Annotated in this window: 16 protein-coding genes; 10 read left to right on the top strand and 6 right to left on the bottom strand. The window is 52.5% G+C overall.

Going from position 1 to position 16,963, the window contains the following annotated elements:
* Positions 1–9: 9 nt before the first annotated feature.
* From EDI29_RS12040 to EDI29_RS12015, 6 genes are all read right to left on the bottom strand, one after another.
* Positions 10–936, bottom strand: a complete 927-nt coding sequence (locus tag EDI29_RS12040) for an AEC family transporter (RefSeq protein ID WP_137741106.1) — start codon at positions 934–936, stop codon at positions 10–12.
* Entirely contained in the window at positions 933–2,093 is a 1,161-nt protein-coding gene (locus EDI29_RS12035) for a pyridoxal phosphate-dependent aminotransferase (RefSeq protein ID WP_137741105.1), read from the bottom strand. The genes EDI29_RS12040 and EDI29_RS12035 overlap by 4 nt, the downstream gene beginning before the upstream one ends.
* A gap of 88 nt (positions 2,094–2,181) precedes the next feature.
* A complete protein-coding gene (locus tag EDI29_RS12030; RefSeq protein WP_137741104.1) occupies positions 2,182–3,075 on the bottom strand; it encodes a LysR family transcriptional regulator in 894 nt (297 codons plus the stop codon).
* A gap of 227 nt (positions 3,076–3,302) precedes the next feature.
* Entirely contained in the window at positions 3,303–4,631 is a 1,329-nt protein-coding gene (locus tag EDI29_RS12025) for a CapA family protein (RefSeq protein WP_137741103.1), read from the bottom strand.
* Positions 4,632–4,687: 56 nt separating this feature from the next.
* Positions 4,688–5,857, bottom strand: coding sequence for a cystathionine beta-lyase (metC, locus tag EDI29_RS12020; RefSeq protein ID WP_116586093.1), 1,170 nt, complete (start codon positions 5,855–5,857; stop codon positions 4,688–4,690).
* A 188-nt stretch (positions 5,858–6,045) separates the two neighbouring features.
* Positions 6,046–6,831: an IclR family transcriptional regulator gene (locus tag EDI29_RS12015; RefSeq protein ID WP_137741102.1), complete on the bottom strand. Its 786-nt coding sequence runs from the start codon at positions 6,829–6,831 to the stop codon at positions 6,046–6,048.
* A gap of 178 nt (positions 6,832–7,009) precedes the next feature.
* On the opposite strand from EDI29_RS12015, the gene EDI29_RS12010 reads away from it, so the two are divergent.
* From EDI29_RS12010 to EDI29_RS11965, 10 genes are all read left to right on the top strand, one after another.
* Entirely contained in the window at positions 7,010–7,861 is an 852-nt protein-coding gene (locus EDI29_RS12010; protein WP_224718253.1) for a transporter substrate-binding domain-containing protein, read from the top strand.
* Positions 7,862–7,863: 2 nt separating this feature from the next.
* On the top strand, positions 7,864–8,613 hold the full coding sequence (locus tag EDI29_RS12005) for an amino acid ABC transporter permease (protein ID WP_137741101.1): 750 nt from the start codon (positions 7,864–7,866) through the stop codon (positions 8,611–8,613).
* The gene (locus EDI29_RS12000; protein ID WP_137741100.1) at positions 8,610–9,323 is read left to right on the top strand and encodes an amino acid ABC transporter permease; all 714 of its coding nucleotides are present in this window, start codon (positions 8,610–8,612) and stop codon (positions 9,321–9,323) included. Before EDI29_RS12005 ends, EDI29_RS12000 begins: the two co-directional genes overlap by 4 nt.
* On the top strand, positions 9,323–10,072 hold the full coding sequence (locus EDI29_RS11995) for an amino acid ABC transporter ATP-binding protein (RefSeq protein WP_137741099.1): 750 nt from the start codon (positions 9,323–9,325) through the stop codon (positions 10,070–10,072). The genes EDI29_RS12000 and EDI29_RS11995 overlap by 1 nt, the downstream gene beginning before the upstream one ends.
* Positions 10,073–10,091: 19 nt before the next feature.
* A complete protein-coding gene (locus tag EDI29_RS11990) occupies positions 10,092–10,961 on the top strand; it encodes a sulfurtransferase (protein ID WP_137741098.1) in 870 nt (289 codons plus the stop codon).
* A gap of 47 nt (positions 10,962–11,008) precedes the next feature.
* On the top strand, positions 11,009–12,037 hold the full coding sequence (locus EDI29_RS11985) for a Gfo/Idh/MocA family oxidoreductase (RefSeq protein WP_137741097.1): 1,029 nt from the start codon (positions 11,009–11,011) through the stop codon (positions 12,035–12,037).
* 376 nt (positions 12,038–12,413) lie between these two features.
* Complete coding sequence (locus EDI29_RS11980) at positions 12,414–12,827, top strand: GNAT family N-acetyltransferase (protein WP_137741096.1); 414 nt, start codon at positions 12,414–12,416, stop codon at positions 12,825–12,827.
* Positions 12,828–12,855: 28 nt separating this feature from the next.
* Positions 12,856–13,545: a helix-turn-helix transcriptional regulator gene (locus EDI29_RS11975; protein WP_137741095.1), complete on the top strand. Its 690-nt coding sequence runs from the start codon at positions 12,856–12,858 to the stop codon at positions 13,543–13,545.
* A gap of 14 nt (positions 13,546–13,559) precedes the next feature.
* Positions 13,560–14,882: a cytosine permease gene (locus EDI29_RS11970; RefSeq protein ID WP_137741094.1), complete on the top strand. Its 1,323-nt coding sequence runs from the start codon at positions 13,560–13,562 to the stop codon at positions 14,880–14,882.
* A 178-nt stretch (positions 14,883–15,060) separates the two neighbouring features.
* Positions 15,061–16,926: an Svx/AvrXca family virulence/avirulence protein gene (locus EDI29_RS11965; RefSeq protein ID WP_137741093.1), complete on the top strand. Its 1,866-nt coding sequence runs from the start codon at positions 15,061–15,063 to the stop codon at positions 16,924–16,926.
* Positions 16,927–16,963 lie beyond the last annotated feature (37 nt).

The raw sequence follows: 16,963 nt of genomic DNA, 5'->3' as shown, positions 1-16,963 counted from the left end.
TCGAAGAATTTATAACAGTCCACTCAGCCCAAGGACGGCAATCGGCAGCGCAATGCCCGCCACCAGTGTCTGAACCGCAATGATACCTGCCATCAATGGCGCATCACCACCAAGCTGGCGAGCCATGATGTAAGACGACGATGCCGTCGGCAGCGCCTGAAACAGCAGTGAGGCAATCGCCGCTGGGCCAGACAGACCGAAGAGGTGGCAGGCGACGATCGTCACCAGCGGCATCGCAATAAATTTCGCGCATGATGCAATCACTACAGGACGCAGCCAGCTACGCGCGGCAGAGAAATCCAGCGCCGCGCCCACACACAGCAGACCGAGCGGTAGCGACGCCTGTCCCAATGATTTCATTACCGGCTCAATCCCCGGCGGCAACCCTAACCCGGTAATCTGCAAAGTAATGCCGATGGCACAGGCCACCACCAGCGGGTTTAGCGCCAGCAGCCGCACGATATTCTTGAATGACGGCGTCCCGGCATTGCCGTAGCGGGCGAAAATCAAGACACAGAGAATATTGACCGTCGGCACAATTGCCGCGTTCGCGACGGCGGCAAGCGCCACACCGTGTGCGCCAAATAGCCCGGCAGCGGCAGACACGCCAACATAGTTATTAAAACGGACGCCGCCCTGAAATATCGAGGTAAACGCCGCATCATCAACGGGAAAGCAGCGGCGTACTGCAACCAGCCCGACAGCGACAGCCAGCGTCGAGCACACCAGCGTCAGGATCATCGCCGCTACCGGCACGCCATCCAGACGCGCTGTCGCCAGCCCATGCAGAAATAGTGCGGGAAGCAGAAGGTAATAACCCAGCCTTTCAGCCTGTGGCCAAAATGCCGCCGTCAGAAAAGCACGCTGACGTAACCACGATCCCAACACGATCAGTAGCGCGATAGGCAACAGCGCCAGCAGGAGCGAGACGATCATTCGCTTGCCTCCAGCGCGGTAACCATCCGTCTGCATCCTTCGACCAAAACCGCCAAATCGGTAGCGAAAGACACACGCAGGTGACCTGGAACACCAAATGCGCTTCCCGGAACCGTCGCGACGCCCGCATCAAGCAGGCGCAATGCCAGCGCATTATCGTCACGCACACCGTGGATTTTTGGCAACAGGTAAAACGCGCCATCGGGCGTCATCACGTCGATACGTGGGCTACGGCGTAACTCCGTCAACGCCGCGTCGCGCCGCTGCCGATAGATTACCGCTCGTTCTGCCAGCCCATCCTGCGGCCCTTCCAACGCAGCGATAGCCGCCAATTGGCTGAGTGTGCTGGTCTGCGTACAGTTCTGCGATTGTATCGATGTGATCGCCCGAACCAATTCCGCCGAACCGCAGCCCCACCCCACGCGCCAGCCCGTCATGGCATACGCTTTGGAAACGCCATCAACCACTAGCGTACGCTCTCTCATCTCCTCTGCCACCGCCGCCAGCGTGGCATAAGGCTCCGAACCAAAGCGGATATGCGCATAGATATCGTCCGAGAGCACATTCACCTGAGGATACTGACGAAGAATTTCCGCGAAGGCCAGCAACGTCACTGGCTCATAAGTGGCACCCGACGGATTTCCCGGCGCATTAAGTACCAGCCAGCGTGTACGGTCACTCAGCGCTGTCGCAAGGGATGACGGCTCCAGCCGAAACCCGTTCCGCGTTTCCGTCGGCAGAATAATCGGCACGCCACCAAACATCCGCACCATGTCGGGGTAGCTTGCCCAATAGGGTGCAGGAATGATGACCTCATCCCCTGGCCGTAGCGTGGCGAGGAACGCATTGAAGATAATCTGCTTGGCTCCACAGCCAACGGCAATCTGATCATCGCCATACGTTAGCCCACGATCCTGTTGCAACCGCGCCCGAATCGCCTGACGCAAACGCGGTAGACCATTCGCCGGTGAATAGGTTAACGGCTGTTCAAGTGCCTCGTGCGCCGCACTAATCACATGCTCAGGCGCGCTGAAATCAGGCTCACCCAATGTCAGATCGATAACATCATGCCCTTCGGCTCGTCGCGCTGCGGCTCGCCGAGCCATTTGCAAAATCGGTGATAGCGGAGGGGAAATGGACTGCGAAGTGGACACCATGAGTCAGTACCTGAAAGTGAAGAAACTGGCACTACCATAGCGGGACTTCTGATGAGAAAAAAACGAGATTAAATCGACGTTAACTCAATTATTTCTCATGAATGGCGTCGTCACCAGACTGTGTTCGAATCGCTTCCGCCAGTGCCGCAGCAAGGCGCGCTGCCGGGCGGTCTTCGCGCTCCAGCAGCACAACACGACGCTGCTGCTGAGGCTCACCGAAGGGGATACAGAGCAGATTATCCAAACGGTTCTTCTCCCGTTCGGACAGGGGAATCACCGCTACGCCAAGCCCACTGGCGACCATCTGAATAATCGCGTCCTGACTGTCCAGCTCCATATCGGTTTGTACCCGCAGCCGCTGGCGGCGCAGCTCGCGATCGATAGTTCTCCCAGCCCAGGCACGACGATCGAAACGAATGAAAGGACGATCTTGCAGGAGCTGCCTGGCATCCAGAGACGCCAGCGCCGGTGGGGCAACGATCCAGAATCCTTCCTGATACAGCGGCGTGCTCACCAGACCGGTTGGATAAGGTTTTACCGGCTCGGTGGTCACAGCGGCGTCCAGTTCGCCAGCATCAATGCGAATTGCCAGCTCCGCCGACATCCCCGAATTCACCAGAACACGCAGGCGTGGATGAGCGCGACGTAATGCGGCCAGCGCAGCGGGCAAAACGCCAGCCAGTGCGGTCTGGATCGCGCCAATTCGCAGGCGTCCGGCCAGTTCCCCACCCTCGCCTAACTCGGCGGCAATACCGTCATACTGCGCAAGGATATCCCGCGCCTGCTCCACTGCGCGATGTCCGGCTTCGGTGAGCACCGGAATGCGGCGTGAGCGATCGAAAAGCGACACCTTGAAGTCTTCTTCCAGGCTGCGGACATGCAGACTGACGGCAGATTGCGTCAGGCATACGGCTTCAGCCGCGCGGGCAAACGATCCATACTGAGCAATCGCAACCAACGTGCGTAAGGCTTTTAACGACATTCAGTCCACTCTCCGATAGAGACAAACAGGGTAAAAAGGGGCGTTTCTTGCCAACATTTGCACAGAAAAGCAAAAGATCGCTAAACGCAGCCAACGCAAAGCAGCGTGAAGTATGGCGGGTATAACAGCCCGGTAAAGTGAGAAAAGAGAAGCATAGAGGAAAAACGAGCGGGAAAATATTCACCTATGCCTCCTTCATGAGGCATAGGCTGACAGAGAATTGCCGTTTAGGCTGCTTCAATCGCGATCGTTCCGAGCACCTCGTCATAGCGTAATACCGTGCCATAGCGTGCACTCATGCGCGTCAGATCGGCCGCGATTTCATGCCCGAGAGCCGCAGACACCGTAACGGGTAAGCCACGATCGAGCGGACGCTCACGGTTCATACCCAGATCGAGGGGTAACAATGTGAACTGTAGCGCCCCGTCGGCATAATCCAGCAACGCGGCACAGTTTTTGGAGAAACGGGATTCGGCATTGAAGCCAATGAAGTTCCCTTCCCGATCTTTTGCTCGCGCCCGGTGCAAATCGGAAGGACGCGCATCGTGATCGTAGCCGTAAGCGGTATACATTTCTGGCGCGATAATCGATTCACCCGCTTCAAACTCCATCAGCAGGCTGCCCAGATTGTAAAAAATCGGGCGTTTATTATAAATTTCCACCCCACGCAGGAAATGCGCGCCATGCCCCACCACGGCTGATGCCCCCGCATCAATGGCCCGGCGGGCAAAATCTTCGATAAATGCTGGGGGATGTGGGGCATACCAGCCATCGCCTTCCCCTTCATGCGTATGAAGGCTAACGATGGCGACATCAGAACGGTTTGCCGCATCGCGTACACTTTTCAGAATCGCAGCGCAGTCTTCTTCATTCATAAACGTGCGAACGTGAGCCTGTTCGCCGCGCTCTATCTGTATCGAACTTTCAAACAGCGAACCGAATTTAAAACGATCGGGCCCCTGATCTGCCATCACTTCAATTCGGGCACCCTCACGGTTGCTGTCAGCGACGCCAAGCAGTTCAGTGATCCCCTGTAGCTGCTCGAATTCTTTGTCCGGTAATACGTAAGCTCGCCCCCAGCGCAGCGGGTTGAGGCCAGGGCGTGCGACCACACTGCCCCCTGCGACACTCGCGGCAAAGATTTCCGAACGGGTGCTGCTGACGGCAACGACACCAACTCGCCCTTTTGGCGTATCGAGGAACCGCGCCGCACGGGCATCGTCAAGGTTACGCCCTACGCCGCAGTGAATCAGCCCGCGTTCTTCTGCTGCATCGATCGTATCAACGACGCCTTCCCAGCCAAAATCCCCCGTGTGGTTGTTGGCAAAGGAAACCAGCTTGATATTTAAATCAACAAACTCGTCCAGCGTTGCCTGCTTCACCGCCGTGATATAGCCACGACCCGCCGCAGGTGGCGTGGTGGGTTTTGGGCAACAAAATTCGGCATTGGCGAAAACAGCATCCGCTGCTGCAAGTTGGTCAACGATATTTTTGTCTACTCGCGCGGCCAGATTGCGACTGGAAAACAGCAAATCCCCACAGGCAATAATTCGCATAGCATGACTCTCTTTTAGAATGATGTGTCGTTCGATGAAATGCCCCAAATGGCAGGCTAAGATTGGCGAATAAGGGCAAAAGCCCGTTCTAGATCGGCTAGCAGATCGTCCACACTCTCTAATCCCGCATGAATACGCAGCAACGTCCCCGGATGCGCATCAGGGTGAACCGATCGGACGGGGTTCAGCGGCAGGATTAGGCTTTCGTAGCCTCCCCAGGAACCGCCAATGCCAAACAAGGTGAGCGCTTCAACAAACGCAGTGCGTTTGTGGCTTAACGCAGGGTGGAGCGCAAACGCAAAGAGCCCCGATGCCCCCGTGAAATCACGTTTCCACAGGGCATGCCCCGGATCGTCGGGTAACGCAGGGTGAATGACGCGGGCAACTTCTGGCTGGCGGGCAATAAATTCGGCAAGCCGAAGCCCCGTTTGATAATGACGTTCCAAGCGGACATGCAACGTGCGCAAACCGCGCTGCGCCAGATAACAATCGTCAGGACTAGCAAGCAAACCCAGCTCATGCGTGGTCGCTTTCAGACGTTGGTAGGTCGCTTCGGTGGCGGTAACAATCCCCATCATGACATCAGAATGGCCGACAATGTATTTTGTCGCCGCCTGCACAGAGATATCTACACCTTTAGTAAAGGGTTGAAAATACAGCGGGCTAGCCCAAGTGTTATCCATCACGACAATGGCACCATGACGATGAGCGGCCTCAGCAATGGCCGGTATATCCTGCATTTCAAACGTCATTGAACCTGGCGCTTCGGTGTATACCACGCGGGTTTCAGGTCGGAATAATTTTTCAATATCCGCCCCCAGCGCCGGATCGTAAAACTCGACGTTGATTCGAAATCTTTTCAACAGCGTGCCAGCAATCTGACGCACTGGGCCATAGACGCTGTCAGGCACCAGCACATGATCATCTGCCGAGGTAAACGCTAAAATGGCTGTCGCGCACGCGGACACGCCGGAGGGATAAACAAAGGATTTATAGCCACCTTCCAGCTCTGCGATGGCTTCTTGCAACGACTTTGTGGTTGGAGTGCCATGGCGGCCGTAGAAGAGTTCTGGCTCATCGAAAGAGGTTTGCTGGCGCTGTTTACTGTCCCACTCTGCCATCGAACTGCAAATTACCGTGGATGTACGGTAGACCGGTGTATTAACCGCACCAAGAAAATCATCTGGATGGCGTCCGGCATGGATAACCTTCGTTTCAGGTTTCATGATAAATCGTGTTCTCGTTGATGGGCTGGCCCCGATTCCTCTCTTTTTACCAGTCTGCCGCAACCCATCCCTAAATCAACAACTATCTTCAATTTTGCATATACAGCAATATTACATCATATTCCGAATTGACCTTAACCTGATGTCACACAGTGAGAGACACGCCGGAACGCGCGGGTCTCATCCGATTATTCCATGATAAATTTATTCGCTTCTTCACGCACCAGCACACCCAACGCATCGAGGTCTTCGGTGTGAATACGCACGGTTGGGCCAGAAACGCCAACGGCCCCAATAACGTAACCGTTGCGATCGAACAAGGGCGCAGCCGCACCGCGAATACCCAAATGAAACTCTTCATCATGCAGTGCATAACCCTGCTGTGCGATAGTCTGTAGCGCCATTTGAAAGAGGCGAGGGTCAGTAATAGTGTGCTCCGTTTGCGCCTGCAATTGATCGGGTAAGGGTGCTCCCGCCAGCGCGAGAAAAATCCGGCCAATCGCGGTATACGCCAGAGGTGCCAGGGTGCCAGGACGGCTATCAACCCGCAAAGAGTAGCTGGATTCGATCGTATCCAAATATAAAACCTGCTCATCTGCCAGAATCGATAAATGTACCGCTTCTCCGGTACGGGCAGATAGGCATTCCAGAACCGGACGAGCGCACACGCGCAGGCTTTTCTTTGGGCGCACGGTATTCGGCCTATCGGCCAATTTTGGCCCCAGCACAAAGCTGCGGCGCTCGCCGGATTGCGCATAGCCCGCCTGAGCCAGCGTTTGCAGAATACGTGACGCGCTGCTTTTATCGATTGCGAGTACATCAGCGACATCGCTGGTTCGCACCGTTTGGTTGTGCATCAGCAAATCCAGTGCCGCCAGACCTTTTGTCAGCGTCTTAAGCTCCCCTTTTACATTTTCAGTTCGAGTCACCTCTTCAGCTATGTTCGCCACAGGCTGGACGTTGCGAGTTTTCACGTTTCCATTCTCTCTATTTAACGGGCATATACAAAAAGTTGATATATATACAACTTAATCGAATGTTGATTTTATTGACACAAAATGGCAATTCCCCCTACATTCCCCCCTATCTGTGGGCTGCCTCGTTAGCAAAATATATCAGAGGCTCTTATCTTAACTAAGGTAAATTGATCATATGTCAAAAACAATGCTGAGTTCTCTGATGACCTTGAGTGGTGTTGCGCTTACCGCATCATTCATTCCCACGATTGCCCACGCTGACGTACTGGAAAAAATCGCCGATCGCGGTGTGATTTCAGTCTGTACTAACGTCAACAACCCGCCACTGGCCTTTCTCGAGTCATCGGGAGAAACCAAAGGCCTGCACATCGATCTGCTGAACGACTTTACTCAACGCCTGTCCACGCAACTGGGTAAAACGGTCAAAGTCGATCTGGTGCCCGTTCTGCCCGCAAACCGCGTGCAATTCTTGCAACAGGGCAAATGCGACATCCTGTTTACCTCACTGACGGTTAGCGAAGAGCGTAAGAAACTGGTTCAGTTTGTCGAACCTTACTATTACGCCGCAGGCCCAGCGCTGCTGACGAAAAAAGGCGTGACTTTCTCGAACTGGGAAGAGGTGAAAGGCAAAGCGATTTGTAGCAATCAGGGATCGAGCTGGAACGTCCCGTTAGAACAGAAGTTTGGCGCGAACATCGTTGCTTTCCAGACTCAGCAGGAAGTCGATCAGTCCTTACGTGACGGTCGCTGTGCCGCGCTGGTATCCGATGACAGTTATCTTCAGGCTCGTTTTCTTAACGACAAAGAAGGCATCTGGAAAGATTACATCATTCAGAACCTAACGCCGTTTACCGAAGGCCCGTGGGGTCTGGCCGTTCGCTTTAACGAGCCGCAGTTTACCCACTTCATTTCCGATGTGATCAAAGACTGGAATAAGCAAGGCACCATCATTGAATTGGCGAAAAAATGGGGCCTGAAACCGGCACCGTTTGCCGTAAAAGCCCACGAAGAAGCGATTAAGCTGTAACAATGATGTTATTTATCGCCGATGGGTTTAAAGCGCTCTACGAGCAAACAGGCTGGAACTTTTCGGTGTTTTACAACGCATGGGAAGCCCGTAAATACTTTACGGGGCTTACCCTTGCCGTTGAGCTGGCAGTCTGGTCGCTCCTCGGCTCAATGCTCATTGGCTTTCTCTGCGTGTTTGCCAGGCAGTCCAGCCTGCGGCCTTTGCGCTGGCTGGTCACTGCCTATGTCGAACTATTTAGGAATACACCGGGACTCGCCCAGCTCTACTTTTTATTCTTTGGTATCGGCTCCTACTTCCATCTTTCCACCTACGGACAAAACGGTGAACTGCCGCTGGTCTCGCCGTTTCAATTCGTGGTTATCGCCCTGTCATTGCAATACGGCGCCTTTGTCGCCGAGATCCTGCGGGCGGGTATTGAAGCCGTGCCGAGAACGACCGTCGAAGCAGCAGAATCTCTCGGTTACAACCGCACCCGCGCCATGATTCATATCATTTTGCCGCTGGCCTTTCGCACCAGCCTGCCTGCGCTGGGTAATAACATGGCTCAGATCGTCAAAAGCACCGCGCTTGCCTATGCCATCGCGGTGCCTGAAGCCCTATATGTGGCGCATGAAATCTGGACGGAACACTTCAATGTGCTCGAAATGATGAATGTGGTGCTGCTCAGCTATCTGGGATTAATGGGCATATTCACCCTACTGGTGAAACTGCTGGAGCGTTGGCTAAAAGTACCGGGGCTAGGACGATGACGATCATAGACACAATTTTCCCCGCAGGTAGCGCTTCCGCGGTACTACTTCCCTGGCTGCCGCTGATTCTAAAAGGGTTCGGACTCAATTTACTCATTTCGATTCTGAGTATGGCGATTGGCATGCTGGCCGGTACGCTGCTGGGCGCCGCCCAGATGGCCAATGTTGCGATTATCCGGCTGCCCGCTCGCATTCTGACCTTATTCTTTCGCAACAGCCCTTGGCTGGTCATCATGTTTTACGTGATGTTCCTGCTGCCGTTTGAGATCAAGATTGCAGGTACATGGTTCAGCTTTCCCGACTGGGTGAAAGCCGTTGTGGCACTGGCTATCCCCGTCAGTGGCTATACCTCGGAGATTGTGCGAGGCGGGCTGAAATCCATCCCCACGACACAGTGGGAAGCCGCTGCTGCCCTCGCCTTTGGTAGCGTTCGCACCACGCTCACGATCATTTTACCGCAGGCGATACGCCAGATGGTACCGCCTACCATGAACCTCTATTGTTCAGTGGTCATGGCAACATCGCTGGCCAATGTGGTCGGCGTGCAGGAAGTTATGACGATCACCCAAACGATTCTAACCACGGAAACACGCCCCGGCCTGATTCTGCCAGCCTATGGCATTACGCTGGTCCTCTTTTTTGCCTTTGTTTTTCCGATCTCGCTATTTTCACGCCGTTTAGAACGGACGTGGCAATTTGGAACCCGCTGATGACTGATACGCATACGCCGCCTGCACAGGTAATCCTGACTGATGTTCATAAATCCTTTGGCAAAACAAACGTGCTGAGCGGTATTTCCCTGTCCGTCGCCCGTTCGGAAATTGTTTGCATCATCGGCCCTTCCGGCTCCGGCAAATCTACGCTGCTGCGCTGCATCAATGCGCTGGCTCCCATCAATGCAGGTTCGATCACCGTCGGTGGCATTGAGGTGAACGATCCCAAGCTGGATGCGCTGGCACTGCGACGTAAGGTAGGAATGGTTTTCCAGAGCTACAACCTCTTCCCGCATCGTACCGTCCTGGAAAACATCATGATGGCCCCTATGCAGGTGTTAAAACAGCCAGCGCGAGACGTGGAAGTCCGTGCGCGTGAGCTGTTGGCAAAAGTGCATCTGGAAGCCAAAGCAAACGCCTATCCGGGCGAGTTGTCCGGCGGACAACAGCAGCGCGTAGCCATTGCGCGGGCGCTGTGTATGAACCCGGAAGTAATGATGTTTGATGAAGTGACAGCCGCGCTGGACCCTGAAATGGTCAAAGAAGTGCTGACCACTATTCAGGATGTGGCGCGTGATGGCATGACTTGCATTTTGGTCACCCACGAAATGCGCTTTGCCCGCGAGGTTGCCGACCGTATTTACTTTACCGACAAAGGAAAAATCGTCGAAAGCAACACGCCGCAGGCATTCTTTGATCATCCACAGGACCCTCGGACACAAGCCTTTCTGGACAAGGTGCTGTGAGAGTAACGGACAAAACACGATGAAGACGTCACATGCTGACGGGCTGGTGAGTACCGAATGGCTCGCCGCCCACCTGACCGACCCCGATATATTGATTTTTGACTGTACCACCCGTTTAGTCCCTGATGAAAAAACGCTATACCGCGCAGAACCAGCACGGGCTGATTTTCATGCTGGCCATATCCCAGGCGCGCAGTTTATTGATGTACAAGCCGACCTGTCTGATAACACCCACCGCTATAAATACATGCTCCCTACGACAGAGAATTTCGCTGCCGCCATGACACGCTTTGGCGTTCGGCCCGACACTCGCGTTGTGGTTTATTCCAGCGCCGACCCGTGGTGGGCGACTCGCGTCTGGTGGCTGTTACGCGTTTTTGGCTTTGATAACGTCGCTGTGCTGGATGGCGGACTGCAAAAGTGGCGGCGCGAACACCTGCCGCTGGAAAGTGGTAAGGGTCGCCATCGCCCAGCAGGTCAGTTCATCGCTTCGCTGCGTCCGCACCTGATTGCCGAGAAAACTGAAGTGCTGGCCGCCATCGGTAACCAACATATTTGCATCCTTAGCGCACGCCAGCCCGCACAGTTCTCCGGCGCGGAGGGAAACAATTACGGTCGTGCTGGGCGCATCACTGGTAGCCATAATTTGCCTGCCGCCAGCCTGTTCGATGCCGACAGTGGAACCTATTTTCCGCTGGATCGGCTGCGTGAGGCCGCTGCCGCGCTCGATCTCGATAATAAAAAAGTCATTGCCTATTGCGGACACGGCGTGGCTGCCAGTGCCGACGTTTTTGTCCTGACGTTACTCGGCCATCCTAATGTCGCCCTTTACGATGCCTCGCTGTCCGAATGGGCAGACGCGGACGATCTCCCCATGACCGTCGGCTAATAGCCTGCAATAGCTCATGATTACCGAATAATTACTGGAGAACCGTTTTGATTTCTATCGGACTTATTGGTGCCGGGCGCATTGCCTCGGTACACGCTCAACACCTGAAAAATCACCCGTTCGCACGGCTGGTTGCCGTTACCGACCCCGTAGCAGCACGGGCAGAAGCAATTGCCGCTGAACACGGTGCCCGTGTATTCCCTGACGCAGAAGCCATCATCGCGGCTCATGAGATTGATGCCGTCATCATCGCGTCATCAACAGAGACACATTGCCCGCTAATGCTGGCGGCCGTGCGAGCAGGAAAAAAAGTGTATTGCGAAAAGCCGCTGGCCTCAACGCTGGCAGAAGCCCACCGCACACTGATTGAATTAGGTGAACAGCAGCAGCAGGTGATGGTCGGCTTTAACCGCCGTTTCGATCGTAACCACGCCGCAATACAAACGGACATTACACAGGGGCGTTTGGGTCGAATACAGACCGTGCAAATCACGTCACGCGGCCCTAACGGAATTCCCTCCCTAGAATATCTACGCGTTTCCGGTGGCTTGTTTTATGACAAGATGATCCACTTTTTTGATCTGGTGCGCTGGTTAACCGGTGAAGAAGTTACGGATATCTCGGCCTTCGGTTCGGTGATTGCCGACCCGCTGTTTCTTGAAGCTAACGATGTCGATACCGCGATGGTGACACTGCGCACCGCCAGCGGGGCGCTTTGCCAAATCGATAACGCCCGTCGCGCCGTATATGGCTATGACGATCGCATTGAAGTGTTTGGTACAGGCGGGCTGGCTGAATCATCACGCATTACCGAGGGCAGCGTCATGCGTATTTTTGATGACAAAGTCCTGACGGAAGGGCTGCCGAAAGATCCCATGATCCGCATGGCACCAAGCTATGCGGCCGCAATTCAGGCTTTTACGGTATTTGTGCGCAATGCTGGTACGCCAGAAGCCATTTCCGTTCCCGGCGTTTATGATGGACTGCGTGCTCAAATGATGGCAGAAGCCGCAACGCGTGCCGCGGCAGAACGTCGTATCGTTTCCCTAGCGGAAATTGAAGCAGAAATAAGTTAAAGATATGCAGGATAAAGGAGGCCGGATTTACCATGGCCTCCACCTTGTTTTTAGTCAGCATATTGTGTTTAGCCAGCATCGGTTTTCAAGAAGATCAGCAAGTAACTAACCCCCTCATAAAAAACACATTTTTCGACAAAACATACATTTTTATTATAAATGATCTGGTATTTTCCCTGGTGAGGCAAATACGTGCTTACTTTCTGATTATCATCAAAATACAATCAATACCTATCAGATTATGCTGTTTATCATAGAGTAATATAGCCACCTAAGAACGAGTGAAATTCACTCTTGCCTAAATATATTTGATATGATAAAGAAGCATTCACATTGGAAGTATAATTTAGCATGCTAATAATGAGGTTTTATTGTAATGAATCTGAATATTACTGGCACACCAGAGCTGGATGAAGAAGAATTTGTAATAGAAAGCCTGTGGAAGCACAACGCACAGTATGACGCGGTTGATATTTCTCCCCTTTTTTTAAATTTCAAAGACGATGAAAATAATATCATCGCAGGGTTAATATCCAGAACCTGGTGGGGAGCATTAGAAGTTCAATACCTGTGGGTTAGTGATAAGCACCGTAAAAGTGGCCTTGGTCGTCAACTTATGCAAGCTGCTGAAAAAGAAGCACTAAAACGAGGCTGCCATCTAGCTTATGTAGACACATTCGACTTTCAAGCCAAGGGGTTTTACGAAAAGTTGGGCTACAAAGAATATGGAAACCTACCGGGATATGCACACAAGCATACTCGACACTATTTAGCTAAATTGATCCGTTGAATTAATCCCGACCTATAAGGAGGGCAGGATGCCATCATCACAAGCAAACATGACTGATTATATTCGCAATCTGATTATTATGATGGAGTGTTTAAATGAACCATGGGGTATTAAAGATTTATCATCGCGCCATGTTTACATGAATAAAGCCGCTTACCTTTATACCAATACGCCAATACGTTTTGATATTGAAGGGCGATTAGATGATGAATTTCCTGCCAGTTGGGCGGAACTTTCTGACGATTTAAAAGAACATGACCGGTTAACAGAAAATAGCGAGCAACGCGTAACCGTGATCGAAACACACTATTGGTATGGAAAGAAAACGCTAACTCCCTTTGTCAGCGAAAAGATTCCTATCTTTGATGAAAATAAAGTGTGCATTGGTACGATGTGGAACGCCAGAGCTCTGGATACGCGCTCTCCGCTCATTTATATAGACCAAAAAAAGCCGACTACGTTGCAAACTGAGTTAACTACCAGCATTTTCACCCAGTCGGAGCTTGACACTATCTTTTTGATGTTACAACGTTTTTCAAACAAAGAAATTGCAAGAAAAATGAATGTATCACCTAAAACCATCGAGAACAGAATATATAGTATTTATCAAAAAGCGGAGACTCATTCATTACCTCAATTTGAGGAATTTTGTCGTCACCTTGGGATAGATGGTTATATTCCCAATTCACTCATCGAAAAAGGCATTCAATTTATATAAGCGAATATACCCACATGGAAAAAATAGATGATTATCCGGTCAGTCGCGTTCCGCTAAATGTTCGACTGCCTTTTTTAAATGTAGCTTTAGTGCACATCGGGATGTTAACCGCGCTAGACCAATTTATGCTAGGCGCAGTACTCGGCCATTCAATGACGCTAAGCCAGGCATTTATCGCCATCTTTATTGGCAGCGCCATTTTTGGCGTGGTGACCGTGGGGCTGGGCTATGCGGGAATGAAAGAAGGCATGTCGGGTAGCCTGCTCGCACGCTGGTGCGGCTTTGGCCGTATTGGCTCCGTCCTGATTGGGCTGGTGATCGCCATTAGCCTCATCGGCTGGTTTGGTGTCCAAAATGCCGTATTCGCCAAGGCGCTTAACTTTGCGATGGCGGATAAGCTCGGCTTTGGCTGGTCCGCTGCCCTTTCCGGCATTGCGCTGACACTGCTGGTTGCCTTTGGCTTCAGAGCATTACGCTTCACCGCCAAAATTGCCGTACCGATGTTTGTTCTCGTTGTCGGCTATATTTCGATCATGACGCTCTCCGGCCACAATATTGCTGAACTGCTTGCCTCAGCCCCCAACGGCGAGGTTATTTCCATTAGCGCAGGCGCGACGATGGTGGTAGGCGGCTGTATTGTCGCCAGCTTAATTACCCCAGATATGACGCGTTATTCCCAAAAAGGAAAACACGTTTTCTGGATGACGATGCTGTCGATTATCGTCGGGGAATTTATTGTGAACGGTCTTGCCATCATTATTGCCCGCGCACTCAACACCGCAGACGTCGTAACGATCATGTCCCAGGCTGCGGGTGGGCTCGGGCTGATTGCCGTTATATTTTCAACATTGAGGGTGAATGATATTAATCTTTATTCTTCCTCTTTAGGCATCGCCAATGCGATAGAAGGCGTTACGGGAAAAAAACTACGTTATGTATCAATAACACTGGTGATTGGCCTCATCGGCACTGCGCTATCCGTAGCCGGTATTCTGGACCGCTTTATCGATTTTCTGACGCTATTGGGCGTGTTATTCCCACCGATTATCGGCGTGATGCTGGTTGATTATTATATTTTACGCACTCACAGAACCCTGCTCGACACCAGTCGTGCTGAAGGCCAATTACCCGACAGCGCACAAACGCCGCTGATTGGCTGGCCGGCTATTATTGCCAGCACTGTCGGCGCCATCGTCGGATTAGCCTTTGAGTGGGGCGTACCGGCATTTAATTCATTACTGGCCGCCAGCCTGATTTATTTGGTAATACAGCATCACATCAATAACCATACTTATTTTAGGAAACTAAAACATAACCAAAAAATTAAAATGAAATAGGTAACAAGATAAAACTAATCTATAATCCAATCGGCCTCTTCTTACAGAGGCCAATATTTTTTTACTTAAGCAAAATAGGCCATGATGGCCTTGGGATGGAGTCTTATATATTAACGAGGAATTTATTCTCGATAAATAATAAGGCTGATTAGCAATATTCATGCTAGGAAAAGGATTTATGCCAAAAATAAAAACACGTCTCACGCCCCTAAACTGTCTACTCGTTTTAAGTGGCGCATTAATGGTCAATACGGCAAACGCCGCTGAGGCTTGTGTCGCAGGCAGTTGGCAGGTGGATAATTCCATCACTGATATGCCTTCCGTGAAATACCAAACGGAGCACTTTGCCTTCCGCTGGAATAATAACGACGTTAATCGGAATGATGCGGTTGCCGCAGGGCAAAAACTGGAACAAATTTGGGATAAGTTCATTAACCAAATTCAGTATCCCGAGCCTTACTGCAAACAAACCGTGAAATATAAGGCCAATATTCACATCGATCCCACTTTTGGCCTCAGCGGTGGTATTGCTGGCGGTGGCAGTATGGGAATGTGGATCGGACCAGCCTCACTCAAAGATAACTGGGGACTGGCGCACGAATTTACCCATGCACTGCAAGGGCAAACAGGCGGTTTCCAGAGTACGGGAGATAACTACGTGGGCTGGATTTGGGAATCCCACGCGAACTGGATGACGCACCAGATGGATGAATTCCGCGGTACGTCGGCACACTGTTCGGAAATGCAGGTCAACTACTCGCATATTTATCTGGGTTCAACGCGTAACCGTTACTGCAACTGGCAGTTTATGGAATACCTGAAGAACCGCTTTGGTTATGGCGCCATCAACGATATGTGGGCAAAAGCGCCGAAATGGGGCGAAAGCGGCCAATCTACCGCCGATCCGCTATCCGTTTTGCGTACCAACATGGGCTGGAGCCAGTCAGAATTCAACGACGTCTTCGGCGACTGGGCGATGCACAACGTCAACTGGGATTACGTCGATCCAGATGGTTTCGATCGTGGTCGTTTTTACCGCTCAACCTACGGCAGCTATGGGGCGGTCCAACCCAACCAGAGTAACGCTGACCGTTTGCTGAGAACCACCGCGCTTGAGCCCGTTGTCGGTGCCAGCGCCAGCTTTCGCCGCTTCTCCGTGCCGTTCGATCAGGCTCCGCAGCAGTTAGGCTACAACATCGTCAAACTTATCCCAGAAAGCGGTGCGACGAAAATCACCGTTAAATTCCGTGGTATGGTGCAGAGTAAATCGGCCATTACCCGCTTCCCGGGGCTGAAAAACGATCCGGCAACCATGCCGCAGCCAAATTCCGACTGGCGCTGGGGTATTGTCGCTGTCGGTTCGGACGGCGTTTCTCGCTACAGTGAATTGCAGCGCGGCGCGTCGGCTACGGTGAAAAATTTCACTATCCGACAGGACGATCGCGGCATTTACATGGTGGTGATGGGCACACCGTCGCAAATGCAGAAGATCAAGTGGGATCAGGCTTACTACTCTCTTTACCGCTATCCGTGGATGGCCGATTTCACAGGCGTTTGGCCAGAAGGCAGCCAGCCCGGTGCGCCGAATCCAACCGCTAACGGCTCTCGCCATCCAAACGGCGGCGGCTGGGTGTCTAATTCTGCGAATGTCGCGCCTACCGCCTACGTCGGGCCTTATGCGCGCGTCATCGGTGGTACGGTGAGGGATAACGCCAGAATTGAAGATCGTGCAACGATTCTGAGCGGAACAGTGGAAGGACGTGCCGTTGTTAGCGGCCTCACCGTCATGCAGGGCGATACTGTCGTTCGTGATAACGCACGGCTACATACAGTCTTCATGGGGCCGGGAGCCTATGAACGCGGTATTGTGTTATCAGGCAATGCGCAAATGCGCGGGGATGCGGAAATTCGCGGCGTTTCCGCGTCGCAGGGCGTGTTCTATGGCTTTATTGATGAGAATGAAGTCAAAAGCAGCGCAGCCGGTGCTTACCTGACCGAGGCCGTGCCAGAAGTGACCGCTGTTCCGGTCTACAGTACGAAGTAATATCACCATGAAAATGGTGAACGGACTGAGAACCACG

The organism is Pectobacterium polonicum, from assembly GCF_005497185.1.
Taxonomy (GTDB): Bacteria; Pseudomonadota; Gammaproteobacteria; order Enterobacterales; family Enterobacteriaceae; genus Pectobacterium; species Pectobacterium polonicum.
Note: the sequence above shows the minus strand (reverse complement) of the source record. Positions and strands in the feature narration are given on the sequence as shown.